Source organism: Sagittula salina, from assembly GCF_017813235.1.
In the GTDB taxonomy this organism is placed as follows: Bacteria; Pseudomonadota; Alphaproteobacteria; order Rhodobacterales; family Rhodobacteraceae; genus Sagittula; species Sagittula salina.
Map to the genome: position 1 here is coordinate 230,240 of NZ_JAGISH010000005.1, position 20,120 is coordinate 250,359.

Consider the following 20,120-nt stretch of genomic DNA (forward strand, 5'->3'; position numbering starts at 1 on the left):
AGGACGACAGATGTACAGCTACACCGACTTCGACGCCGCCTTCGTCGCCGAGCGCAACCGCCAGTTCCGCGCGCAGGTCGCGCGCCGCATCGACGGTTCGCTGACCGAAGACGAATTCAAGCCCTTCCGCCTGATGAACGGCGTCTACCTGCAACTGCATGCCTACATGCTGCGCGTCGCAATCCCCTACGGCACGCTGCGCGCGGAACAGATGGAGATGCTCGCCCATCTGGCGGAGACCTGGGACAAAGGCTACGGCCACTTCACCACGCGGCAGAACATCCAGTACAACTGGCCGACGCTGGGTGACATTCCCGAGATGCTGGACGCGCTGGCCAGTGTCGAGATGCACGCCATCCAGACCTCCGGCAACACAATCCGCAACGTGACCGCCGACCATTTCGCGGGCGCCGCTGCTGACGAGATCGCCGACCCGCGCCCGGTTGCAGAGTTGATCCGCCAGTGGTCCACCGACCACCCGGAATTTCAGGCCCTGCCGCGCAAGTTCAAGGTCGCCGTCACCGGCGCGCAGGCCGACCGTGCCGTGATCCGCGCCCACGACATCGGCCTGCGCCTGCACGAACAGAACGGCGATCTGGGCGCCGAAGTCATCGTCGGCGGCGGCCTCGGGCGCACGCCCATGATCGGCAAGACCATCGCGGACCACGTCTCGCTTGATGACCTGCCCGCCTACCTTGAGGCTGTCGTCTCTGTCTGGAACCTGCTGGGCCGCCGCGACAACAAGTACAAGGCGAGGATCAAGATCACCGTCCACGAGCACGGAATCGACGAGATCCGCGCCCGCGTCGAAGACCGATTCGCCCTGATCCGCCCGACCTTCACCGGAGCGCACATGGACCTCTACGAAGAGATCCGCGCCCAGTTCGCACCGCCGGGCTTTCGCAATGCGCCCACGGACGCCTTCGATACAGCCTATGCGGCAGACCCGGTCTTCCGCGCCTGGGCCGACACCAACCTCTCCGCGCACAAGGCCCCCGGCTACGCCATCGCCCAGATCAGCCTGAAGGCGCACGGGGCTACGCCCGGCGATGCCTCGGCCGAACAGATGCGCGTCATGGCCCGCATCGCCCGCGCCTACGGCCACGACGAACTGCGCATTTCCCACGAACAGAACGTGGTGCTGCCGCATGTCCACAAGTCCGACTTGCCCGAGATCCATGCCATCCTGAAGGCCCACGGCCTTGCCACCGCCAACATCGGTCTGATCTCCGATATCATCGCCTGCCCCGGCATGGACTACTGCGCGCTGGCCACCGCGCGCTCGATCCCTATCGCACAACAGATCGCCACCCGGTTCGATGAACTGAAACTGGAACACGACGTCGGCGACCTGAAGATCAAGATCTCCGGCTGCATCAATGCCTGCGGCCATCACCACGTGGGCCATATCGGCATCCTCGGTCTGGATCGCGCGGGCGTGGAAAACTATCAGGTGACCCTCGGCGGCGACCACACCGAAACCCTTGCCCTTGGCGACCGAACCGGCCCCGGCTTCTCCGCCGAAGAGATCGTGCCGGCCATCGAACGCATCGTCACAGCCTATCTGAACCACCGCGAAAACGCCGAAGAAAGTTTTCTGCAAGCCTACCGCCGCCTCGGCATGGAGCCCTTCAAGCAGGCGCTCTATGGCGACGCCGCCAAACGGTCGCAGGCCGCCTGATGCTTCTGCTCGGCGAAAATACTCCCGCCGGAGGCCCCGCGCCCGAGGATCTGGCGGAAAAACGCGCGCGCGTGGCCACGCTGAACGCGCGCTACCGGCATCACTCGGCAACCGCCGTTCTGACCGGCGCGCTGAACGATCCCGAAGCCGGGCGTATCGCCTTGGTGTCTTCCTTCGGCGCGGAATCGGTCGCGCTGCTGCACCTCGTGGCCATGGTAAACCGGCGCACCCCGGTTCTGTTCATCGACACGCGGCTTCTGTTTGCCGAAACGCTCACCTATCAGCAGGAGGTGGCGGAACGCCTGCACCTGGAAGACGTGCGGATCCTGCGCGCCGACGCCGACACTCTGGCGACCGAAGACCCCTACGGCGCTCTCAAGCTGTCGGATCAGGACCGCTGCTGCACCCTGCGCAAGACCTTGCCTCTGGAACGCGCGCTGGCGGGTTTCGACGGCTGGATCACGGGGCGCAAGCGGTACCAGTCCGCCACCCGCGCTGCGCTCGACTTCTTCGAACTCGAGGACGCCACCGGCCGGATCAAGGTCAACCCGCTCGCCCATTGGGGCCCCGACGATGTGCGCGCCTACATGGAGGAAAACCGTCTTCCCCGTCACCCCCTGGTGGCGCAGGGTTATCCATCGATCGGCTGCGCGCCCTGCACCTCGCGCGTGGCGCCGGGCGAAGATCCGCGCGCCGGACGCTGGCGCGGCCAGAACAAGACCGAATGCGGTATCCATTTCAAGGATGGCAAGGCCACCCGCACCGCGTCGTAGTGTGGGGTTTTCAACCCACCGCCCCCGATACAAGGACCCGAAACATGCCCATTATCGTCCGCGACGACGGCTTCCATGCCCCTGACGCTGCGCCGTTCCTCGACCTGCCCTCCGATACCGATCCGGCCACGCTTGATCCCGGCACAGCCGCGCATATCCGTGTGGCGTTTCCCTCCTCCGCCGACGGCAGAGGTTTCACGCTGGCGCGCATCCTGCGGCTGAAAGGCTTCACTGGCACCCTGCGCGCCGCCGGGCATGTGCTGGCAGACCAGTATGCCATGGCTCGCCGCGCGGGCTTCGACGAAGTCGAGATCGACGATGCCCTCGCCGCCCGCCAACCCGAGCCGCAATGGCTGGCTCGCGCCGATTGGCGTGCGCACGACTACCAGTCTCGCCTGCGCGGCTGACGCTACTGGACACGCAGGGCTTCCGCCAGCGACCAGAAACCGCGTTTCCACCGCATTGAAACTTAGCTAGATACGAGGTGCCGGCCCACACCCGGCAATGAGACAATGACCGAGATGACCACAGTGACCGCAGCAGCACCCGCCCCCGCGAAAAAAGCCGTCCCCGACGTCCAGACCGTGACCGCGGTGAGGCACTGGACCGACCGCCTGTTCAGTTTCCGCTGCACCCGGCCCGCAAGCCTCCGATTCCGCTCGGGAGAATTCGTCATGATCGGCCTCATGGTCAACGATGCGAAAACCGGCCGCGAAAAGCCGCTCTTGAGGGCCTATTCCATCGCCTCGCCGTCGTGGGACGAAGAACTTGAGTTCTACTCCATCAAGGTCGAGGACGGCCCGCTGACTTCGCGCCTGCAACACATCGAAGTGGGTGATGAAATCGTCCTGCGTCCGAAACCCGTGGGCACGCTGGTGCACGATGCCCTGCTGCCGGGCAAGCGTATCTGGTTCTTCGCCACAGGCACGGGTTTTGCGCCCTTCGCCTCGTTGCTGCGCGAACCGCAGACCTACGAGGACTACGACGAGATCATCATCACCCACACCTGCCGGGAGGCCGCCGAACTGCACTATGGCGCCGAACTGATCGCGGGGCTCAAGGAAGACGCGCTGTTGAATGAGGTGATCGGTGAAGGCTTCTGGAAGAAGATCAGATATTACCCCACCACGACCCGCGAACAATCGCCGAAAATGGGCCGCATCACGGACCTGATGCGCTCGGGCGAAGCCTTCACTGACCTCGGCGTGCAACCGCTCGACCCCGCCGCCGACCGGGCGATGATCTGTGGCAACCTCGCCTTCAACCTCGAACTGAAAGAGATGCTCGAAGGTTACGGGCTGGAGGAAGGTGCCAACTCCGATCCCAAACACTACGTGGTGGAAAAGGCCTTCCTCGACTGACACCCCCTCCGGCGGATGCGCGGGGCCAGCCCCTCGCGCTGCACGATTTTTTCGAACCCAAAGGAGACGGGAGACCGGTACTGCTTCTTCGGTTGCGAAATACCGCCGCCGGAGGCAACCGGCGCGCGGCAGCGCGCTTCCATGTGCGCGGTACGCGCGCATTTCGACGACCCTCATCCGCGATCCGCGCCGCGGCGCGGCGAAAGCAGGGCAAAAATCCCTCGAACGCCTTGCTCGGCGCGGTTTTGCCGCTTGAAAGCCGGGGCGCACAAGTTTACGTTGTCGCCCTGACGTCAAAGATAAGATGGAGCACTCACATAGGACGCCGACCTCATAACGCGCCGCCCACCCGCGACACCGGACCCCGGGTCAATGACCGCATTCGCGCCCCCGAAATCCGCCTGATCGGAGCCGAGGGGGAGAACGTCGGCGTCGTAACCCCGGCCCGCGCGATGGAGCTGGCCGAACGCGCCGGCCTCGATCTGGTTGAGATCTCGCCGAATGCCACGCCGCCGGTCTGCAAGATCATGGACTTCGGCAAGTTCAAGTATGAACAGCAGAAACGCGAATCCGAAGCCCGCAAGAAACAGAAGATCATCGAGGTCAAGGAAGTGAAGTTCCGTCCCGGAACCGACAGCCATGACTACGAGGTGAAGATGAAGAACGTCTTCCGGTTCCTCGAGAACGGCGACAAGGTTAAGATCACCCTGCGCTTCCGGGGCCGTGAAATGGCGCACCAAAACCTGGGTCGCGAGCTTCTTGAGCGTGTGGCGGAGGACGTCAAGGAAATCGGCAAGGTCGAGAACATGCCGAAGATGGAAGGCCGCCAGATGGTCATGATGATCGGGCCCGCCCCGGTGAAGTGACCTGCCGACGCAGCGAAATACCCCGGCCCGCCGTTCATGGCGGGCCTTTTTCGTTCGCCCGTCCGTTCACCGTAACCCTATGTTCCGGTCTGGGCCGCACTTCATCACGCGCGCTCAGGCGGTGCGCCGATTGATCCGATCTGTTACCCAGGGAGACAGACCATGCAGCCGCCCATCCTGCAACCGCTCGACTGGAATGCCAAATTCGACCGTAAGGACTATCTCTACGGTACGCAGCCTGCCGCTTTTCTGCGCGACAACGCCGGCCTGATCCCGGCCGGCGCACGCGCGCTCTCCATTGCCGAGGGTGAAGGCCGCAACGCCACCTTCCTTGCCCGCCGAGGCTGCACCGTTACCGCCTTTGATGGTGCGCCCAATGCCCTGGAAAAGGCGCAGAAACTCGCGGAACGCAATGGCGTGACGCTCGATTTGCACCACGCCGATATCGCCGTTTGGGACTGGGACACCAGGCAATACGATCTAGTCGTCGCGATCCACTGGCAATTCACCCCGCCCGCCCTGCGCGATGCGGTCTTTTCCGGTCTGGGGCGCGCGCTGAAACCCGGCGGGCGGCTGATGCTTTCGGGCTATGCCATGGCGCAACTGGACCATTCCAGCGGTGGACCGCGCCACCCCGATCACCTCTATACAGAGCAGCTTCTGGCGCGTGCCTTTTCAGATCTGACCATCCTGCGACTCGCCAGCTACGAAAAGGTGCTGGACGAAGGCCCCGGCCATAGCGGACGCTCCGCCCTCATCGACCTGATCGCGGACAAGCCTTCCTGACAGACTGGCCAAGGCATCCGGACTGGGGCCTGTCGCCGTCGGAACCATCGCCTCACGCACCCGTTAACACCCTGATTGGAACCATACCGAGGGGATATCCGCCGTGCACGCGCTGGCCGAGAAACTGCGACTCAGAACCGACCCGACCATCTTCTTCGCCTCCGCCGGGTTCGCCCTGCTTTTCGCGCTGGCCCTGGTGATCGCCCCAGACGCCATTGGCGCGGCCTTCAAGGCCGGGCGGGCATGGATCGTCACCAACCTCGGTTGGTTCTTCATCCTCGGGGTAAACGTCTGGCTCGGCTTTCTGGTGTGGGCCGCCGCCTCGCGCCACGGACACATCCGCCTCGGCCCGAAAGGCGCACGCCCCGAGTATACCAACCTCAGCTGGTTCACGATGCTGTTTGCCGGCGGCATCGGCACGGTGCTGATGTTCTGGGGCGTCGCGGAACCGATCTCGCATTTCTCCAACCCGCCGCTGCCGGGCGTCGAACCTTTCAGCGAGGACGCGGCTCAGGACGCCATCTCCATCGCGATCTACCACCTTGGCCTGCACACATGGACCATCTTTACCCTTCCGGGCCTGGCCTTTGCCTATTTCATCAACCGGTATGAACTGCCCGTCCGGGTTTCCTCCGTCTTCTATCCGCTCCTGCGCGAAGGCATCCACGGCCCGATCGGCAAGGCCATCGATATCGCGTCCATCCTCGGCACGCTGTTTGGCGTAGCCGTTTCGCTCGGCCTGGGGTCAAGCCAGATCGCCGCGGGGCTTGATGCGCTCTGGGGCACGGGCACCGGCCCGTGGGTGCAGGTCGCCATTCTCGCGGTACTGACAGGCGTTGCCATCACCTCCATCGTGGTGGGCCTCGACAAGGGGGTGAAGTTTCTTTCCAACATCAACATCGGCATGGCCGTTGGTCTCATGATCTTCGTTCTGGTCTTTGGCTCGACGCTTTTCCTGCTGCGCGGCATCGTTGAAACGGTGGGACTTTACATCACCAACTTGCCGCGCCTCGCCTTCTGGAACGACATGTTGGCCGACACCAGCCCCGACGCAGACGGTTGGGGCTGGCAGGGCGGCTGGACGGTGTTCTACTGGGCGTGGACGGTGACCTGGTCGCCCTTCATCGGCCTTTTCGTTGCACGCATCTCGCGGGGGCGGACGATTCGCGAATTCGTCTCCGGCGTGCTGCTGGCGCCGTCGCTCTTTACCCTGGTCTGGTTCGCAATCTTCGGCTGGCAGGCGATGGGCTTCGACGGCATCGGCGCCGAGGCGCGGGCCGCCATGGGCGCCGAGGCCGGCCAGATCTCCGCCGCCGTGGCTGACAGCGTGCCGCTTGCCATGTTCGCCTTCCTCGAACACTTCCCCCTGACCACCTTCATTCAAGGCTTTGCTGTGGTCATCGTGGCGATCTTCTTCGCCACATCCTCGGACTCGGCCAGCCTCGTGGTCGACATGCTCTGCACCGGCACACCGACACCGGGGCCGGTTCATCAGCGCGTCTTCTGGGGCGCCGCCGAAGGCCTCGTCGCGGCGATGCTGATCCTGCTTGCGGGCGACGCCGGACTGGACGCGCTTCAACAGGTGATTACAGTGGTGGGCCTGCCGATCTTCGTATTGGTCTGCATGATGATCCCCTCCCTGATCCGCGGCTTCGCGCAGGAGGAGATCGACCACATCACCATCGGCACCCGCCCGGAGCTATCTGACTTCGCGCGCGAGGAGGACGAAGCCGAGCCCGCCGCGCGAGCGGCCGAGTGATGTCGGCACGCCTCGGCCCATGGGGTCGGGGTGACACCCCCGCTAACCACAACCGGTCGCGCAGCATGCGTCTGCGCGGCCGCTTTCGTTCTGGCCGGATCCGGAGACAGGAACCAGGTAGAAAAGCGTACAATCGGGTTCGCCGACCTAGCCCTCGCGCAACCGCCCGCGCACCGGAATCTCCTTTAGAAGACCGCCGACCCCCATCCGGGCCACGTCTGCGGCGCTCAACGGCACACCGCACAATAACCGTTCCAGCACCCAGTCGGCCCCGTTCAATGCAGGCGAGCGCGCGCAGCCGGGCAGGCCGATCACCGGCTTGTCCCCGAGCCGCCCGAAGAACAACAGGTTCCCCGGATCGACTGGCATGCCAAAGCTGTCCACAACGCCGCCCGCCGCCCGGACCGCCTGCGGTGCCACGTCCAACGGGTCCGACGTGGCGGAGCCCGTCAGGATCAGCACCACGTCCGCCTCGACGCGCGCGATCGCCTCTGCCAACGCATCGACGGCATGGCGCACAACGCAAACCGGGCCGGGCGTGACCCCCAGCCGCGCCAGCCGCTCCGCCGTGACGCGCTGACCCTTTTCGCCGTCCTCGCCGCCCGATACCGATGTCTGGATCAACTGCGCCGACTTTACCACCACAGGCCGCAGCCGCAGCGCCGACTGTCCTGCGTGGCAGGCCGCCTCCAGTGCTGCGCCGGGCACCGCGTAGGCGATGATCTTGACCGTCGCCACCATCGAGCGGGGGCCGACCCGTTGCCATTCCGGCACCGTCGCAACGGTGATCATCGGGTCCACCGCGTTCAGCGCGTGCACGCGGTCCGCCACCACCTCGACAACCCCCGGCGCCTCGGCGTAGACGTTCACCCGCCCCGTCGCCGCCTGCCCCAGCCGCAGACCGGCGCGCGCCGGATCAGGCACCAGCGCTCGCGCCAGCCGCTCCGCCGCCGCGTCCTCGGACAGATCACCCGATTCAAGCCGCGCCGCCAGCACCGTTTCCAGCCCGGCCGCACGCAGCGCCGCCACGTCCCCGGCACGCAATACGATGCCCTTCTTCAGGCGTCCGCCACGTACAAGATCGCCCGGGACCTCCTGAGAGTTCGCCAGAACGCAGCCTTCCGCCGCGTCCAGCGCAACGGGGCCAAAAATCATGCGCCCTTCCTCAGCACCCGCGTCATCTCTGCCATGATCGACACGGCGATCTCCGCCGGGCCCGCAGCACCGATATCCAGCCCGACCGGCCCGTGGATGCGCGCGATCTCCTCTACCGAGAAGCCTGCCGCCTCCAGCCGCGTCTGCCGTTTGCCATGAGTGCGCGTGGACCCCAACGCGCCGATGTAGAAGACCTGCGACCGCAAAGCCTTTTCCAATGCAGGATCGTCCAGCTTGGGATCATGTGTCAGAAGCACCAGCGCCGTGCGCGCGTCCAGCCCCAGCGCCTCCACGGCCTCGTCCGGCCAGTCGTGGATCAGCCGCTCACCGGGGAAACGCGTTTCCGACCCGAAGGTCTCGCGCGGGTCGACAATGACCGGATCGTAGCCCGCAATCCGCGCCATGGGCACCAGCGCCTGCGCGATATGCACCGCGCCCACGACGATCAGCCGCAGCGGTGGGTTGTGGATGCCGACAAAGACGCGGCTATCCTCTTCGAAGCCGGAGCGATCCATGCGGAACCGCTCCGCAAAGCCGTCGCGAACCAACCGCCGCTGCGCAGTATCGAGGTCGACCACGTAGGCCACGGCCTCCCGGTCGACGCGCGCGGAACAGAGGTCACGCAGGAGGCTCTCCGGGATCACCCGTCCGACCGGTTCGACCAATACGCGAATGGTCCCGCCACAGGCCAGCCCGACGGCAAAGGCATCCTGATCGGATACCCCAAATTCCAGTTCCCGCGCCTCGCCGGTCTCAAGCGCCTCCAGCGCCTCGACGATGACCGCGCCTTCGACGCAGCCCCCGGAGACCGATCCCTCGATCACCCCATCGCCGGAAATTGCCAGCTGAGACCCGACCCGACGTGGGGCGGAACCCCATGTCTCCACCACCGTGGCGAGCACAGCGCCTTTGCCGGATGTGTGCCACTCCAGCGCCTTTTCGGGAATATTGTCGAACAGTTGCATGCGCCCCCCTCGCTTAGATGCAGCAAATCACGGCCACTCTAGGCCCGGCGCGCCGGGCTTGCCACAGGACAAACGTCGTCCTCTCACTGGCTTGCGTTTCCGCCCGGCCGGATTTTCTTCGCGGAACAAATCTCCCGCCCTCAGCCAAGTCGCCTCACGTCGAAACCGTAGATCCAGTCGAAGGACTTCAGCATTGCCCCCGGAGCCACGCGCCCGACGATACCCAGCCCGAGATGCGCAACGGCGCGCACCAGTGGATTCCTGAGGTGGTATTTCCACGCATTGCCATTCGCCGCCGCGATAACCCGCGCCACGCGCTCCCTCCGCCAGCTGTGGTATAGCGCCAGCCCGTCCAGTCCCCGCGCGCCGACTGCCGTTGCCAGCGCCCACGCATCCTCCAGCGCCATGTTGGCCCCTTGCGCGAGGAAAGGCAGCGTCGGATGCGCCGCGTCGCCCAGAAGCGCCACGCCCTCCGCATGCCAATGCTCCGCCACCGGGTGGCGATAGAGCCCCCAGAGACCGGGGCGCTCCACTTTCTTCAAAAGGCGCTCCGCGTCGCCACGGAAACCGGAGAAGGCGCGGAGCAGGTTGGCGGCGTCGTCGTCATGGGTCCAGCCCTCCTCCGCCCAGTCTCGCCGCTCCTCCACGGCAACAAGGTTCACCACGGCGCCATCGCGCAAAGGGTAACTTACCATGTGGCGGCCTGGCCCCATGTGCACCCGCGCCTCCGGCGGGTGATCGACCACGTTGGGCACCACGGCGCGCCATGCCACCTGTCCGGTAAAGAACGGCCGCGATGCACCGTTTAGCACAGGCCGAAGCACCGAATGCAGCCCATCCGCACCGACCACGAGATCCGCATCCACGTGGTCGCCATGGCACAGCGCGATCCGCGCGGGTCGACCGGGAAGCACGCCTTCGGCCTTCTGCAACAGGCGGATTTTTACACCGCGCGCCCGTGCCGCTTCCGCGAGCAAGTCCACGAGGTCGGCGCGATGCACGAAACGATAATCCTTCGCGTCCGTCTGCCGCGTAAGATCCATGCGCAGGACTTCGGCCCCATCAAAGTCGCACAGCACCACGGCACGACCCTGAACCGTGCGAGCCCGCAGTGCGCCGGCCAGATCCAGCCCAGCCAGAACCTTCATCCCGTTGGGTGAAACCTGTATCCCGGCGCCGACTTCGCGGATGGCGTCAGCCTGTTCCAGCACCAGGACCTCCGCCCCACGCGCCCGTAGGGCCAGCGCCGCCGCCAGCCCGCCAATCCCTGCGCCGATCACGGCGACCTTCAGCCCGTCCACATTCATGCCGCCATGGAACGCAAAAAGGACGCCGGGGCAAGCCCCGACGTCCCTGTCGTCTCGTACCATCGACATTCGAGCCAAATCCCGGCCCATTCGATCCCGTAGCGGTCCCCTCCCGTCCCGTCTGAGATCGTCGCAAACCTGCCCTTGCCGGGTGTCGCATCCGCCAGATACGGACTAATTACCCTGCCATCGCGGACAGCGGACAATTAGTCCGTCACACGGCGGAGGCGGATCAGTCGTCCCTGTGTACCTTTTCGCGGCGCTCGTGACGCTCCTGAGCCTCAAGGCTCATCGTCGCGATCGGACGCGCGTCCAGGCGTTTCAGGCTGATCGGCTCCCCGGTCACTTCGCAGTAGCCGTATTCGCCCTCTTCGATGCGCCGCAGTGCGGCGTCGATCTTGTTGACCAGCTTGCGCTGACGGTCCCGCGTGCGCAATTCGAGTGCACGGTCCGTTTCTTCCGATGCGCGATCCGTCACGTCGGGAATGTTGCGTGTGCTGTCCTGAAGCGCCTCGATCGTGTCGCGGCTGTCTTCCATCAACTCCGCCTTCCAGTTGAGCAACTTGCGCCGGAAGTACTCCAGCTGGCGCTCGTTCATGAAAGGTTCATCTTCCGCCGGCTTGTAATCCTCGGGTAGAAAATTCTCGGCCTTCATCTCCGCTCCCTCTCTCAAGCCAATATCCGTCATGTGAAATTCCCTAGATATCTGGCACCCCTAGGGCGGTCACTTAACCCAAGGCTACCGCCTTGTCACTACACAATAGCGCAGCCGCACCGGGGATTTCTCGTCATGCGTGAAACCAAATGTGACCCTTTGTTGACCGGTGACGCACAAACCGTGGTCCTGACCGGCGATCATGCGAATGGCACGTCGGCCGAAGCGTCCTGCTTATGCCATTTCCCTGCCGCCCGGCGCTGATTAACCATGACCAAATATTACAAGGCCCGTGACGCCAGGTAACCACGATCCCCCCTCGCGGCGTGCATCTGCAGCAAATCGCGCCGCCCTGATGTTCGCTCACCGCGCCGCCTTGCGCCTCAGCCGTCCCGCCATTACCCCTTTCGGCAACGAACAGGAGACCCGAATGCGCTTTGACGGCACTGACACCTATGTCGCCACGGACGACCTTACCATGGCGGTCAACGCGGCCATCACGCTGGAACGCCCGCTGCTGGTCAAAGGCGAACCCGGCACCGGCAAGACAGAACTCGCCCGCCAGGTGGCCGGTTCGTTGGGTCTGCGCATGATCGAATGGAACGTCAAATCGACAACCCGGGCGCAGCAGGGACTTTATGAGTACGACGCGGTATCACGCCTGCGCGACAGCCAGCTGGGCGACGAACGCGTGCACGATGTGAAGAACTACATCCGCAAGGGCAAGCTCTGGCAGGCTTTCGAGGCAGATGAAAAGGTCGTTCTGCTGATTGATGAGGTAGACAAGGCCGACATCGAATTTCCCAACGACCTGTTGCAGGAACTCGACCGGATGGAATTCCACGTCTACGAGACCGGAGAGACCATCGCCGCGCGCACCCGCCCCATCGTCATCATCACATCAAATAATGAAAAGGAGCTGCCCGACGCCTTCCTGCGGCGCTGCTTCTTCCATTATATCCGTTTCCCGGACCCGGATACGCTGCGGGAGATCGTGCGCGTGCACTTCCCCGATATTCGGGACGCCCTGTTGACCACCGCGCTCACCCAATTTTTCGAGTTGCGCGACCAGCCGGGCCTGAAGAAGAAGCCGTCGACCTCCGAGGTTCTCGACTGGCTGAAGCTGCTGCTGGCGGAGGATCTTTCGCCCGAGGATCTGAAGCGCGACGCCGCCTCCGCCCTGCCAAAGCTGCACGGCGCGTTGCTGAAGAACGAACAAGACGTGCATCTGTTCGAACGCCTCGCCTTCATGGCGCGGCGGGAGCGCTAAGGTTACGGGCGTAATAAAGGGGCGCGGCCAAGGCCACGCCCCTCGTCATCGCTTCTTTCGCCAAACGCTCCTCAGAGCGGCATCGCGGAGTTGGCTTCGTTCGTGGCACGGCGTAGCGCTTCCTGGCCTTCCCAGTTCACGGCCTCGGCCGTCTGCTCCGTGGCCTGCATGGCCTCGGTACCGAACTCTTCGGCGCTTTCGGCACCTTGCTGCATCAGCCGCTGCGAGGCCTCCACATAGGTGGTGAAAAAGGTCTGCATCATCTGCATCGAAGTCAGCATCATCTGCTGCGGCAGGAACATCGCATAGGTCATTTCGGGCTCTCCCCTTGAAGGATCATGTACCTCACTGACGCGATCAGCCCCCCGCGCGTTCCATCACGTTTCGCAAGTGCAGCAATTCTCCGCCGCCCACCGGTGTACTTGCCCCCCAGGGTACATAGCCCCCTGCGCCAGGACGCGATCATGTGAGCGACAATATCTGGAGCATGGAGCAGAACTTTGTAACGGCAGGCGCCGCAATCCCCTGATGCCGGGCGCATTTTCCCGGACCGCAGTTGCCCGATGGCCCTAACCTGACCGGGCTTGTGCCCCTCGATGGCGCATCTTGTAACCCGGCGCGGCGCGTGGTCTGTCACGCGCCATGCTGCATGTTCTCACCCACGACATCCTCCCGGTCTTCTCCATGCTCGCTCTGGGTTTCCTGCTCGGACGCGGCGGGAAAGTCTCGCGGGTAGAGGCAACGACGCTCAATCGCGTGGCCTTCCTGGTGCTGCAGCCGGCGCTGATCCTGCCGCTGATCGCGCAGCTCGACTGGGGCACCTTCCGCGCCGAGGCGCTGGCAACCTACGCCCTGTGCCAGGTGGTTCTGTTTACCTTCGCCTACCAGATTTGCCGTCGCGTGTTCCACCGCGAGCAACTGGAAAGCTGGTTGCTGGCCATGGCGGTGATCTTCGTCAATACGCTACTCTATATCTGGCCCATCTCGTTGCTGATTTATGGCGAGGGCAACAACACGCCAGTCGCCGCCATCGTGGCATGGGACGCGGCAGTATCCTTTACCTTCTTCATCGTGACCACCGACCTCATGGCCCCGCGTGAAAGCGCCGCGCCCCCCGCACTGCAGCGGCTCGCCACCAATCCGGTGCTGCTCGCCATCGCAGGCGGCGCGGCGCTGAACCTCGCGGGTCTGGCGCTGCCCGCACCGTTGTTGACGGCGTTCGACTTTGCCGGGCGGGCGGCGGCGCCGCTGACGCTCTTTGCGCTCGGCGTCATCCTGTCGGGCCATGCGTTGCGCCTCTCTCCACTGATCGCAACCGTGTCGGGGCTGAAACTGGTGGTCTTCCCGGCCGTCGTAGCGATTGCGCTGCACCTGAGCGTCCCGGCAGGCGTTTGGCAGGATCTCGTCACGCTCACGGCAGCTGGGCCGTCCGGCGCCATGGCCTTTGCTCTGGCGCTGCTTTATGGCGCTCGGACCGATGCCATCGCCCCGGTCATCGTCTGGACCTCCGCACTCAGCCTTCTGTCGCTCGCCTGGCTCGCCTGATCGCCCGAACTGCGCGCCGATTACAGGGGCGCGGTCATTCGCTCCGGTCGATCAACAATACAGGCGCTTTCGCCTCATTGCGGCCGAATTTCGCCCCCGTTAAACTAGGTTAACAATCTGTTAAAACAGGTTCCGCCCCTTGAGTGTGGCGTGCTTGCACAGAATACCCTGCTGAAAACGTTACTTTTTCCCTTTGGATTCTCGCACCAGGGAATTCTTTGGCCACAGCATTGTTTCCAACTGTCCAGATTTCCCGGTTTTGCCGTATAGTCATCGCACAGAGGACAGAAAAACCTTGGAAGTCTTGTACATCCGAGCAACCAAGAAGCAGGCAGGCTTGAAGAGTGTCCCAGACGAAGGCCCCGACCGTGCGCGCGCTGCGTGCCGAGGATGAAACCGCTTGGCGCGAACTCTGGACGGCGTATCTCGCCTTCTATGGGTCTACCGTGCCCGAAGAAGTCTACACCTCAACCTTTGCCCGTCTCTTGGGCGATGATCCGCGCGACTACACTGCCCTGGTGGCGGAACTCGACGGTCGCCTCGTGGGCCTTGTGCACTACCTGTTCCACCGCCACGCCTGGAAGATCGAGGACGTCTGCTACCTCCAGGACCTTTACGCCACTCCCGAGATGCGCGGCTCCGGACTGGGTCGGGCCCTGATCGAAGCGGTCTACAAGGCCGCCGACGCCCGCGGCGCCCCTTCCGTCTACTGGTTGACCCAGGAGTCGAATGACACCGCCCGCGTGCTCTATGACCGCATCGGCACTCTGACCCCGTTTATCAAGTACCAGAGACCGTGATGCGCAGCAGAGCCCGAAAGTTCATTCTCCCGCTTTATCTGTTGCTCGGCGCCTGCATGCCGGTCGCATCCCCGAACGACACCGCAACACGCTCCGCCTCTTCCATGGAAAGCGACAGTTCGCTTCCGCCGATGAAGAGCTTCTCGACCCCGCATCCGCAGCGGCCCGTGGCGTCCAACACCGACATCGCGCGCGATTTCCTCGACCTCGCCTTCAGCCTGGAATCCGGTCGTCCGCTCAGCATCTTCACCCGTTTCGAGGGGCCGATCACCGTGCGCGTCAATGGCGCGGGACCGGTATCACTTGGTCCGGACCTCAACCGCCTCCTGCACCGTCTGCGGACAGAGGCCGGCATCGATATCGCCATGACCTCTGCCAACGCCGCCAATATCACCGTGCAGCCCGTCACCCGGTCCGAAATCCGCGACGCCCTGCCCTCTGCCGCCTGTTTCGTGGTGCCGAACGTGTCGTCGCTGGCGGAATACAAGGCCGCGCGCCGGACCCGGCAGACCTCGTGGTCGCAACTGACCCGACGCGAACGGCTGTCCATCTTCCTGCCCGCCGACGCAGCCCCGCAGGAAATCCGCGACTGCCTGCACGAGGAACTGGCTCAGGCCATCGGCCCGCTCAATGATCTCTACCGGCTGCCGGATTCGGTCTTCAACGACGACAACGTGCATACCGTCCTCACCGGCTACGACATGACCATCCTGCGGGCCTACTACGACCCCGCGATCCGCAACGGCATGAGCCGCAACGAGGTGGCCGACCGCCTGCCCGTGATCCTCGCTCGGATCAACCCTGCCGGTCAGGGCCTGACACCCAAACGACTGGCCAAGACACCGCGCATCTGGATCGACTCGGTTCAGACCGCGCTCGGACCCGGCGCAAATCCCGCCCAACGACGGCAAGCCGCGACAGAGGCGTTGAAAGTTGCCACTGCCATGGGCTGGACCGATCACCGCCGGGCATTTTCGCACTACGCCATGGGCCGCCTGCTGCAATCGGTGGACCCTGCAGCGGCGCAGGATCACTTCGTTCTGGCGCAGCGCTACTTCGGCACCGCCGGCGACACCGGCCTGCACCGCGCCTATGTCGCATCTCAGCTGGCTGCCTATGCGATCAGCGCGGGCCGGGCAGAAGACGCCCTCTACCTCGTGACTCCGCATCTCAAGACCGCCATGACGCACGAGAACGCCGCCCTGCTGGCCACACTGATGATGCTGCGCGCCGAAGCGCTCGATCTGGGCGGTCGCCCGACGGAGGCGCGCGCCGTCCGGCTGGACTCCCTTGGCTGGGCGCGCTACGGCTTCGGTTCCGACTGGGCCGTCCGCGCAAAGCTGCGCGAAGTCGGCTCGCTGAACCCCGCCAGACGGAGACTTGGCTCCCTATGATCGTGATCCTTCTGGCGCTTGCAGGCGCCATCTGGGGCGGCATTCGCGCCGCCCGCCGCAAAGGCAACAAACTCGACATTGCGCAATACGCCACGGTCCATGCGATCGCCTTTGCGTTGCTCGGGCTGTTCCTGACAATCTTCATCGAAAAATGGCTGATATGAGACGACGCTTCTGGTGAAGCCAGGCGAGGTTCCGCCTCCGCATTGGCCTTTCTTGAGACACCTACACAGGAACGCGGAAAGGGTTATCGCCCGGTTCACGACATCCACCTGCGGGTTATGCACGAGAGATCGGAAAATACCGGGCTGCGGTCCGTTTCATGGTTCTACGCCAGGCGGGAACACAAAACGGCACATTGCGCGGCGCATTCATCCGACACGGGCAGGCGTCGCGGCTGCTTGCCCCTGTCGCGCGTCAGGCTTAATCTCCGCCCATGTTCGTCCCCTTCTTCGAAGCCCTGCGCAGCGCAGGCGTCCCCGTTTCCCTGCGTGAATACCTGACCTTCCTCGAAGGGATGCAGGCCGGTCTGGCAACCTATGACGTGGAAGCCTTCTACTATCTCGCCCGCTCCGCCATGGTGAAGGACGAGCGTCACATCGACCGTTTCGACCAGGCGTTTTCCCGTGCTTTCAAAGGCTTGGAAAATATCGGCGTCGATCAGGTCCTGAACGCCGTCGACCTGCCCGAAGACTGGCTTCGACGGATGGCGGAAAAACACCTGAGCGAAGAGGATAAACAGGAGATCGAGGCCATGGGCGGCTTTGACAAGCTCATGGATACTCTGAAGAAACGGCTTGAGGAACAGAAAGGTCGCCATCAGGGCGGGTCCAAGTGGGTGGGCACTGCTGGCACCTCGCCTTTTGGTGCGTATGGCTACAACCCCGAAGGTGTTCGGATCGGGCAGCATGAATCGCGTCATCGTCGTGCGGTAAAAGTCTGGGATAAAAGAGAATTTCGAAATTTCGACGATGGGGTCGAACTGGGAACTCGTAATATCAAGGTCGCTTTGAAGCGACTGCGCCGCTGGGTTCGCGAAGGCGCGCACGAAGAGCTCGACCTTGACAGCACGATCCGCGCTACGGCGCATAATGGTTACCTCGAAGTGAAAACCCGGCCAGAGCGCCACAATGCAGTGAAAGTTCTGCTTTTTCTGGATGTTGGCGGCAGCATGGACGACCATATCACGGTCGTCGAAGAGCTTTTCTCCGCCGCCCGCGCTGAATTCAAGCACCTCGAACACTACTATTTTCACAACTGCCTGTACGAAGGCGTTTGGCAAGACAACACCCGGCGGTGGGACGCGCAAACACCGACCTGGGACGTACTGAAAACTTACGGCCCTGATTACAAATGCATTTTCGTGGGCGATGCCTCAATGTCGCCCTACGAGGTCGCCTATCCCGGGGGCGCGAGCGAGTACTGGAACAAAGAGGCAGGGCAAGTCTGGCTTGATCGTGCTCGAGCGCAATGGCCGAACCATGTCTGGATAAATCCGGTTCCGGCAAATCATTGGCAATACACACAAAGTATTCATATGATCCGCGAGATTTTCGAGGATCGCATGGTGCCGATGACACTTGACGGGCTTGATCGCGGGATGAAGCTCTTGGGCTGAGTCCCCCCGCTTCTGGATCGTTAAAAACCCCAGGTTTTCGGCGCCAAACGTTCACCCTTTGGCAAGCAGCCGCTGCGACAGTCCTCCGGGCAAAACCGGAGTTACCCCATGTCGCTGCGTATCAGGATTATCCTTGCCATCGTTTTATGTTCCGGCGTTGCCATCGCCTGCGTCGGCACGCCGCTTTTCTTCGGTGCGCGCCAGACCGCGCAAGAGGCCGCAGTGCGCGAGATGAATCAACTCTGGGGCCGGGTTGAGAACGTACTGGAAGCGCGTATCCGCACGGCAGAGACATTCACTGCCATGGTTTCCTCCATGCCACGCGTCAAACGCGGTGTCGATTCCAATGACCGAAAAGGACTGCAGCGCCTGTTTTCCAAAGATTTCAGCTCGTTTTCCGAACAGACGGGGATAAAGCAGTTCCAGTTCCATACGCCGGAATCGGTTTCCATGCTGCGGGTTCACAATCCGGAGAAACATGGCGACGACCTGTCAGGCTTTCGCGCCATGGTGGTCGCCGCCAATGGGGACCGCGTGCCACTCTCGGGACTGGAGCGGGGGCGCGCCGGGCTGGGCATCCGGGCGATCCACCCGGTGGAGAATCGCGGTGAACACGTCGGCACGGTAGAGGCAGGTCTGGCGCTGGACGAAACACTGGTCGCGCGCATGGTGGAGGACACCGATGCCGCGCTCGAATTCTACCTGCTGCCTGATCCAACCATCGAAAGTTTCGACCCCACACAGGCGGCTGTCCGCATTACCGCCGCATACGATGGTCCCGCGCTGCTCGACACCGAACAACTGGAGGCGGCCACCTCCGGGACCGCCGAGTTGAACACCCTGGACATCGACGGCGGCACCTTCACCGCCCAGACCCATGTGGTGACGGACTTTGCGGGCAATGCGGTGGCCATCGCGCATATTCTGCTGCCCCGCGCGCATTACGTCGCCATCGAGCGTGCGAACATGCAGCGGACTGCGATCGCTTCTGCCGTCGCCCTTATGGTGGGCGCGGTCATGGCCTGGATCGTCGGGCGGCGGCTGGCCGGCCAACTGGACCGTGTCGTGCGTCGGATGCGTAGCCTAGCCGACGGGCAGACCGACATGACATTCGACGATCTGCGCGGGCAGGGTCGCGAAATCGCGCAAATGGCCGAGGGGCTGGAAGTCTTCCGCGACGGGTTGATCGAGGCAGACCGCCTGCGGGTCGAGGAGCATCGTCGGCAGGCGGAGCAGGAGGCCGTGGTAGCGCGGCTCGCCGAAGGGCTGAGGGCGCTATCGGACGGTGACCTCGACGCACGCATCGACGATGACCTGGGAGAAGGTTACGCCCGACTTGTTGAGGATTTCAACCGCGCCATGTCTCAGTTGTCGGAGTTGATCACCGACATTTCGGACAGTTCGCAATCCGTGAACACCGCCGCAACGCAAATCGGGCGCGCCGCCAACGACCTCTCCAACCGGACGGAAAACAGCGCGGCCACGCTGGAGCAGACCTCTGCCGCCCTGCAGGAGATCACCTCTGCCGTGCGGGAGGCCACGCGTGGCGCCCAGTCCGCAGACACCTCCGGCAAGTCCGCGATCCAGAAAGCGCATTCGGGGCGCAGTGTTGTTGCCTCGGCAGTCGAGGCCATCAACGAGGTCGAGCGCGCGTCAGGTGAAATTTCCCAGATCATCGGGTTGATCGACGATATCGCCTTTCAGACCAACCTTCTGGCCCTGAACGCCGGGGTGGAAGCCGCGCGGGCCGGGGAAGCAGGTTCGGGCTTTGCCGTGGTCGCAGCCGAGGTGCGCGCGCTGGCCGCGCGCACGACGGAGGCCGCTGGCCGCATCGGTGGGCTGATCGACGACTCGGGCGAAAAGGTCGAACACGGCGTGGCGCTGGTGGGGCAGACGGGCAATGCCCTCTCGGAGATCGTCACAGCAATCGAGGACGTCACAGGCCAGGTCGGCCGTATCGCCACGCTGGCGGCGGAGCAGGCGCGTTCGCTGGACGAGATCAACACCGCCGTCGCCCAGCTGGACGCCGCCACGCAGAACAATGCCGGGATGTTCAGCCAGACCGCATCCACCAGCGACAGCCTGTTGCAGGAGGGGGAACGCTTGGCGACGCTGGTCAGTCGCTTCAATACCGCACGCGACGCAACACAGGAGATGCGCGCGGCAGGCTAAGCCCCACCGCCCT

19 protein-coding genes are annotated in these 20,120 nt (G+C 63.9%); 14 read left to right on the plus strand and 5 right to left on the minus strand.

All coding sequences use genetic code 11. From position 1 onward, the window contains the following. The first annotated feature begins 10 nt into the window (after positions 1–10). The 7 genes from J5474_RS10890 (at position 11) to J5474_RS10920 (ending at position 7,226) form a co-directional block, all read left to right on the plus strand. Positions 11–1,681 (plus strand): nitrite/sulfite reductase, encoded by a 1,671-nt coding sequence (locus tag J5474_RS10890; RefSeq protein ID WP_209360932.1) that lies wholly within the window; start codon positions 11–13, stop codon positions 1,679–1,681. After that, positions 1,681–2,454, plus strand: coding sequence for a phosphoadenylyl-sulfate reductase (locus tag J5474_RS10895; protein ID WP_209360933.1), 774 nt, complete (start codon positions 1,681–1,683; stop codon positions 2,452–2,454). Before J5474_RS10890 ends, J5474_RS10895 begins: the two co-directional genes overlap by 1 nt. Positions 2,455–2,498: 44 nt before the next feature. Then, positions 2,499–2,861, plus strand: a complete 363-nt coding sequence (locus tag J5474_RS10900) for a DUF934 domain-containing protein (RefSeq protein ID WP_209360934.1) — start codon at positions 2,499–2,501, stop codon at positions 2,859–2,861. A 105-nt stretch (positions 2,862–2,966) separates the two neighbouring features. Then, positions 2,967–3,815 carry a ferredoxin--NADP reductase gene (locus tag J5474_RS10905; RefSeq protein WP_209360935.1) on the plus strand — a complete coding sequence of 283 codons (849 nt, stop codon included), beginning with the start codon at positions 2,967–2,969 and terminating at the stop codon, positions 3,813–3,815. Between the two features lie 143 nt (positions 3,816–3,958). Then, the gene (gene infC, locus J5474_RS23275; RefSeq protein ID WP_425342882.1) at positions 3,959–4,681 is read left to right on the plus strand and encodes a translation initiation factor IF-3; all 723 of its coding nucleotides are present in this window, start codon (positions 3,959–3,961) and stop codon (positions 4,679–4,681) included. A gap of 162 nt (positions 4,682–4,843) precedes the next feature. Then, entirely contained in the window at positions 4,844–5,467 is a 624-nt protein-coding gene (locus J5474_RS10915) for a class I SAM-dependent methyltransferase (protein ID WP_209360936.1), read from the plus strand. 103 nt (positions 5,468–5,570) lie between these two features. Next, positions 5,571–7,226 (plus strand): BCCT family transporter, encoded by a 1,656-nt coding sequence (locus J5474_RS10920; protein WP_209360937.1) that lies wholly within the window; start codon positions 5,571–5,573, stop codon positions 7,224–7,226. 147 nt (positions 7,227–7,373) lie between these two features. Here J5474_RS10920 and J5474_RS10925 read toward each other — a convergent pair whose 3' ends face one another. The 4 genes from J5474_RS10925 to dksA all read right to left on the minus strand — a co-directional run bounded on the left by J5474_RS10925 (position 7,374) and on the right by dksA (position 11,308). After that, positions 7,374–8,381 carry a molybdopterin-binding protein gene (locus tag J5474_RS10925; RefSeq protein ID WP_209360938.1) on the minus strand — a complete coding sequence of 336 codons (1,008 nt, stop codon included), beginning with the start codon at positions 8,379–8,381 and terminating at the stop codon, positions 7,374–7,376. Beyond that, positions 8,378–9,346: an XdhC family protein gene (locus tag J5474_RS10930; RefSeq protein ID WP_209360939.1), complete on the minus strand. Its 969-nt coding sequence runs from the start codon at positions 9,344–9,346 to the stop codon at positions 8,378–8,380. The genes J5474_RS10925 and J5474_RS10930 overlap by 4 nt, the downstream gene beginning before the upstream one ends. 140 nt (positions 9,347–9,486) lie before the next feature. After that, on the minus strand, positions 9,487–10,653 hold the full coding sequence (locus tag J5474_RS10935) for an FAD-dependent monooxygenase (RefSeq protein WP_209361025.1): 1,167 nt from the start codon (positions 10,651–10,653) through the stop codon (positions 9,487–9,489). A gap of 232 nt (positions 10,654–10,885) precedes the next feature. After that, a complete protein-coding gene (gene dksA, locus J5474_RS10940) occupies positions 10,886–11,308 on the minus strand; it encodes an RNA polymerase-binding protein DksA (protein ID WP_209361026.1) in 423 nt (140 codons plus the stop codon). A 430-nt stretch (positions 11,309–11,738) separates the two neighbouring features. On the opposite strand from dksA, the gene J5474_RS10945 reads away from it, so the two are divergent. Further along, positions 11,739–12,578: an AAA family ATPase gene (locus tag J5474_RS10945; protein ID WP_209360940.1), complete on the plus strand. Its 840-nt coding sequence runs from the start codon at positions 11,739–11,741 to the stop codon at positions 12,576–12,578. Positions 12,579–12,649: 71 nt separating this feature from the next. On the opposite strand, the gene J5474_RS10950 is transcribed toward J5474_RS10945, so the two are convergent. After that, positions 12,650–12,892 (minus strand): hypothetical protein, encoded by a 243-nt coding sequence (locus J5474_RS10950; protein WP_209360941.1) that lies wholly within the window; start codon positions 12,890–12,892, stop codon positions 12,650–12,652. A 328-nt stretch (positions 12,893–13,220) separates the two neighbouring features. On the opposite strand from J5474_RS10950, the gene J5474_RS10955 reads away from it, so the two are divergent. The 6 genes from J5474_RS10955 to J5474_RS10980 all read left to right on the plus strand — a co-directional run bounded on the left by J5474_RS10955 (position 13,221) and on the right by J5474_RS10980 (position 20,107). Next, positions 13,221–14,123, plus strand: coding sequence for an AEC family transporter (locus tag J5474_RS10955; RefSeq protein ID WP_209360942.1), 903 nt, complete (start codon positions 13,221–13,223; stop codon positions 14,121–14,123). Between the two features lie 344 nt (positions 14,124–14,467). Continuing rightward, positions 14,468–14,923 carry a GNAT family N-acetyltransferase gene (locus J5474_RS10960; protein ID WP_209360943.1) on the plus strand — a complete coding sequence of 152 codons (456 nt, stop codon included), beginning with the start codon at positions 14,468–14,470 and terminating at the stop codon, positions 14,921–14,923. Then, positions 14,923–16,317 carry a DUF2927 domain-containing protein gene (locus tag J5474_RS10965; protein WP_209360944.1) on the plus strand — a complete coding sequence of 465 codons (1,395 nt, stop codon included), beginning with the start codon at positions 14,923–14,925 and terminating at the stop codon, positions 16,315–16,317. The genes J5474_RS10960 and J5474_RS10965 overlap by 1 nt, the downstream gene beginning before the upstream one ends. Beyond that, positions 16,314–16,481, plus strand: a complete 168-nt coding sequence (locus J5474_RS10970) for an apolipoprotein acyltransferase (protein ID WP_209360945.1) — start codon at positions 16,314–16,316, stop codon at positions 16,479–16,481. The genes J5474_RS10965 and J5474_RS10970 overlap by 4 nt, the downstream gene beginning before the upstream one ends. Before the next feature lie 272 nt (positions 16,482–16,753). After that, positions 16,754–17,935 (plus strand): vWA domain-containing protein, encoded by a 1,182-nt coding sequence (locus J5474_RS10975; RefSeq protein ID WP_209360946.1) that lies wholly within the window; start codon positions 16,754–16,756, stop codon positions 17,933–17,935. A gap of 108 nt (positions 17,936–18,043) precedes the next feature. Further along, entirely contained in the window at positions 18,044–20,107 is a 2,064-nt protein-coding gene (locus J5474_RS10980) for a methyl-accepting chemotaxis protein (RefSeq protein ID WP_209360947.1), read from the plus strand. The last annotated feature ends 13 nt before the right edge of the window (positions 20,108–20,120 follow it).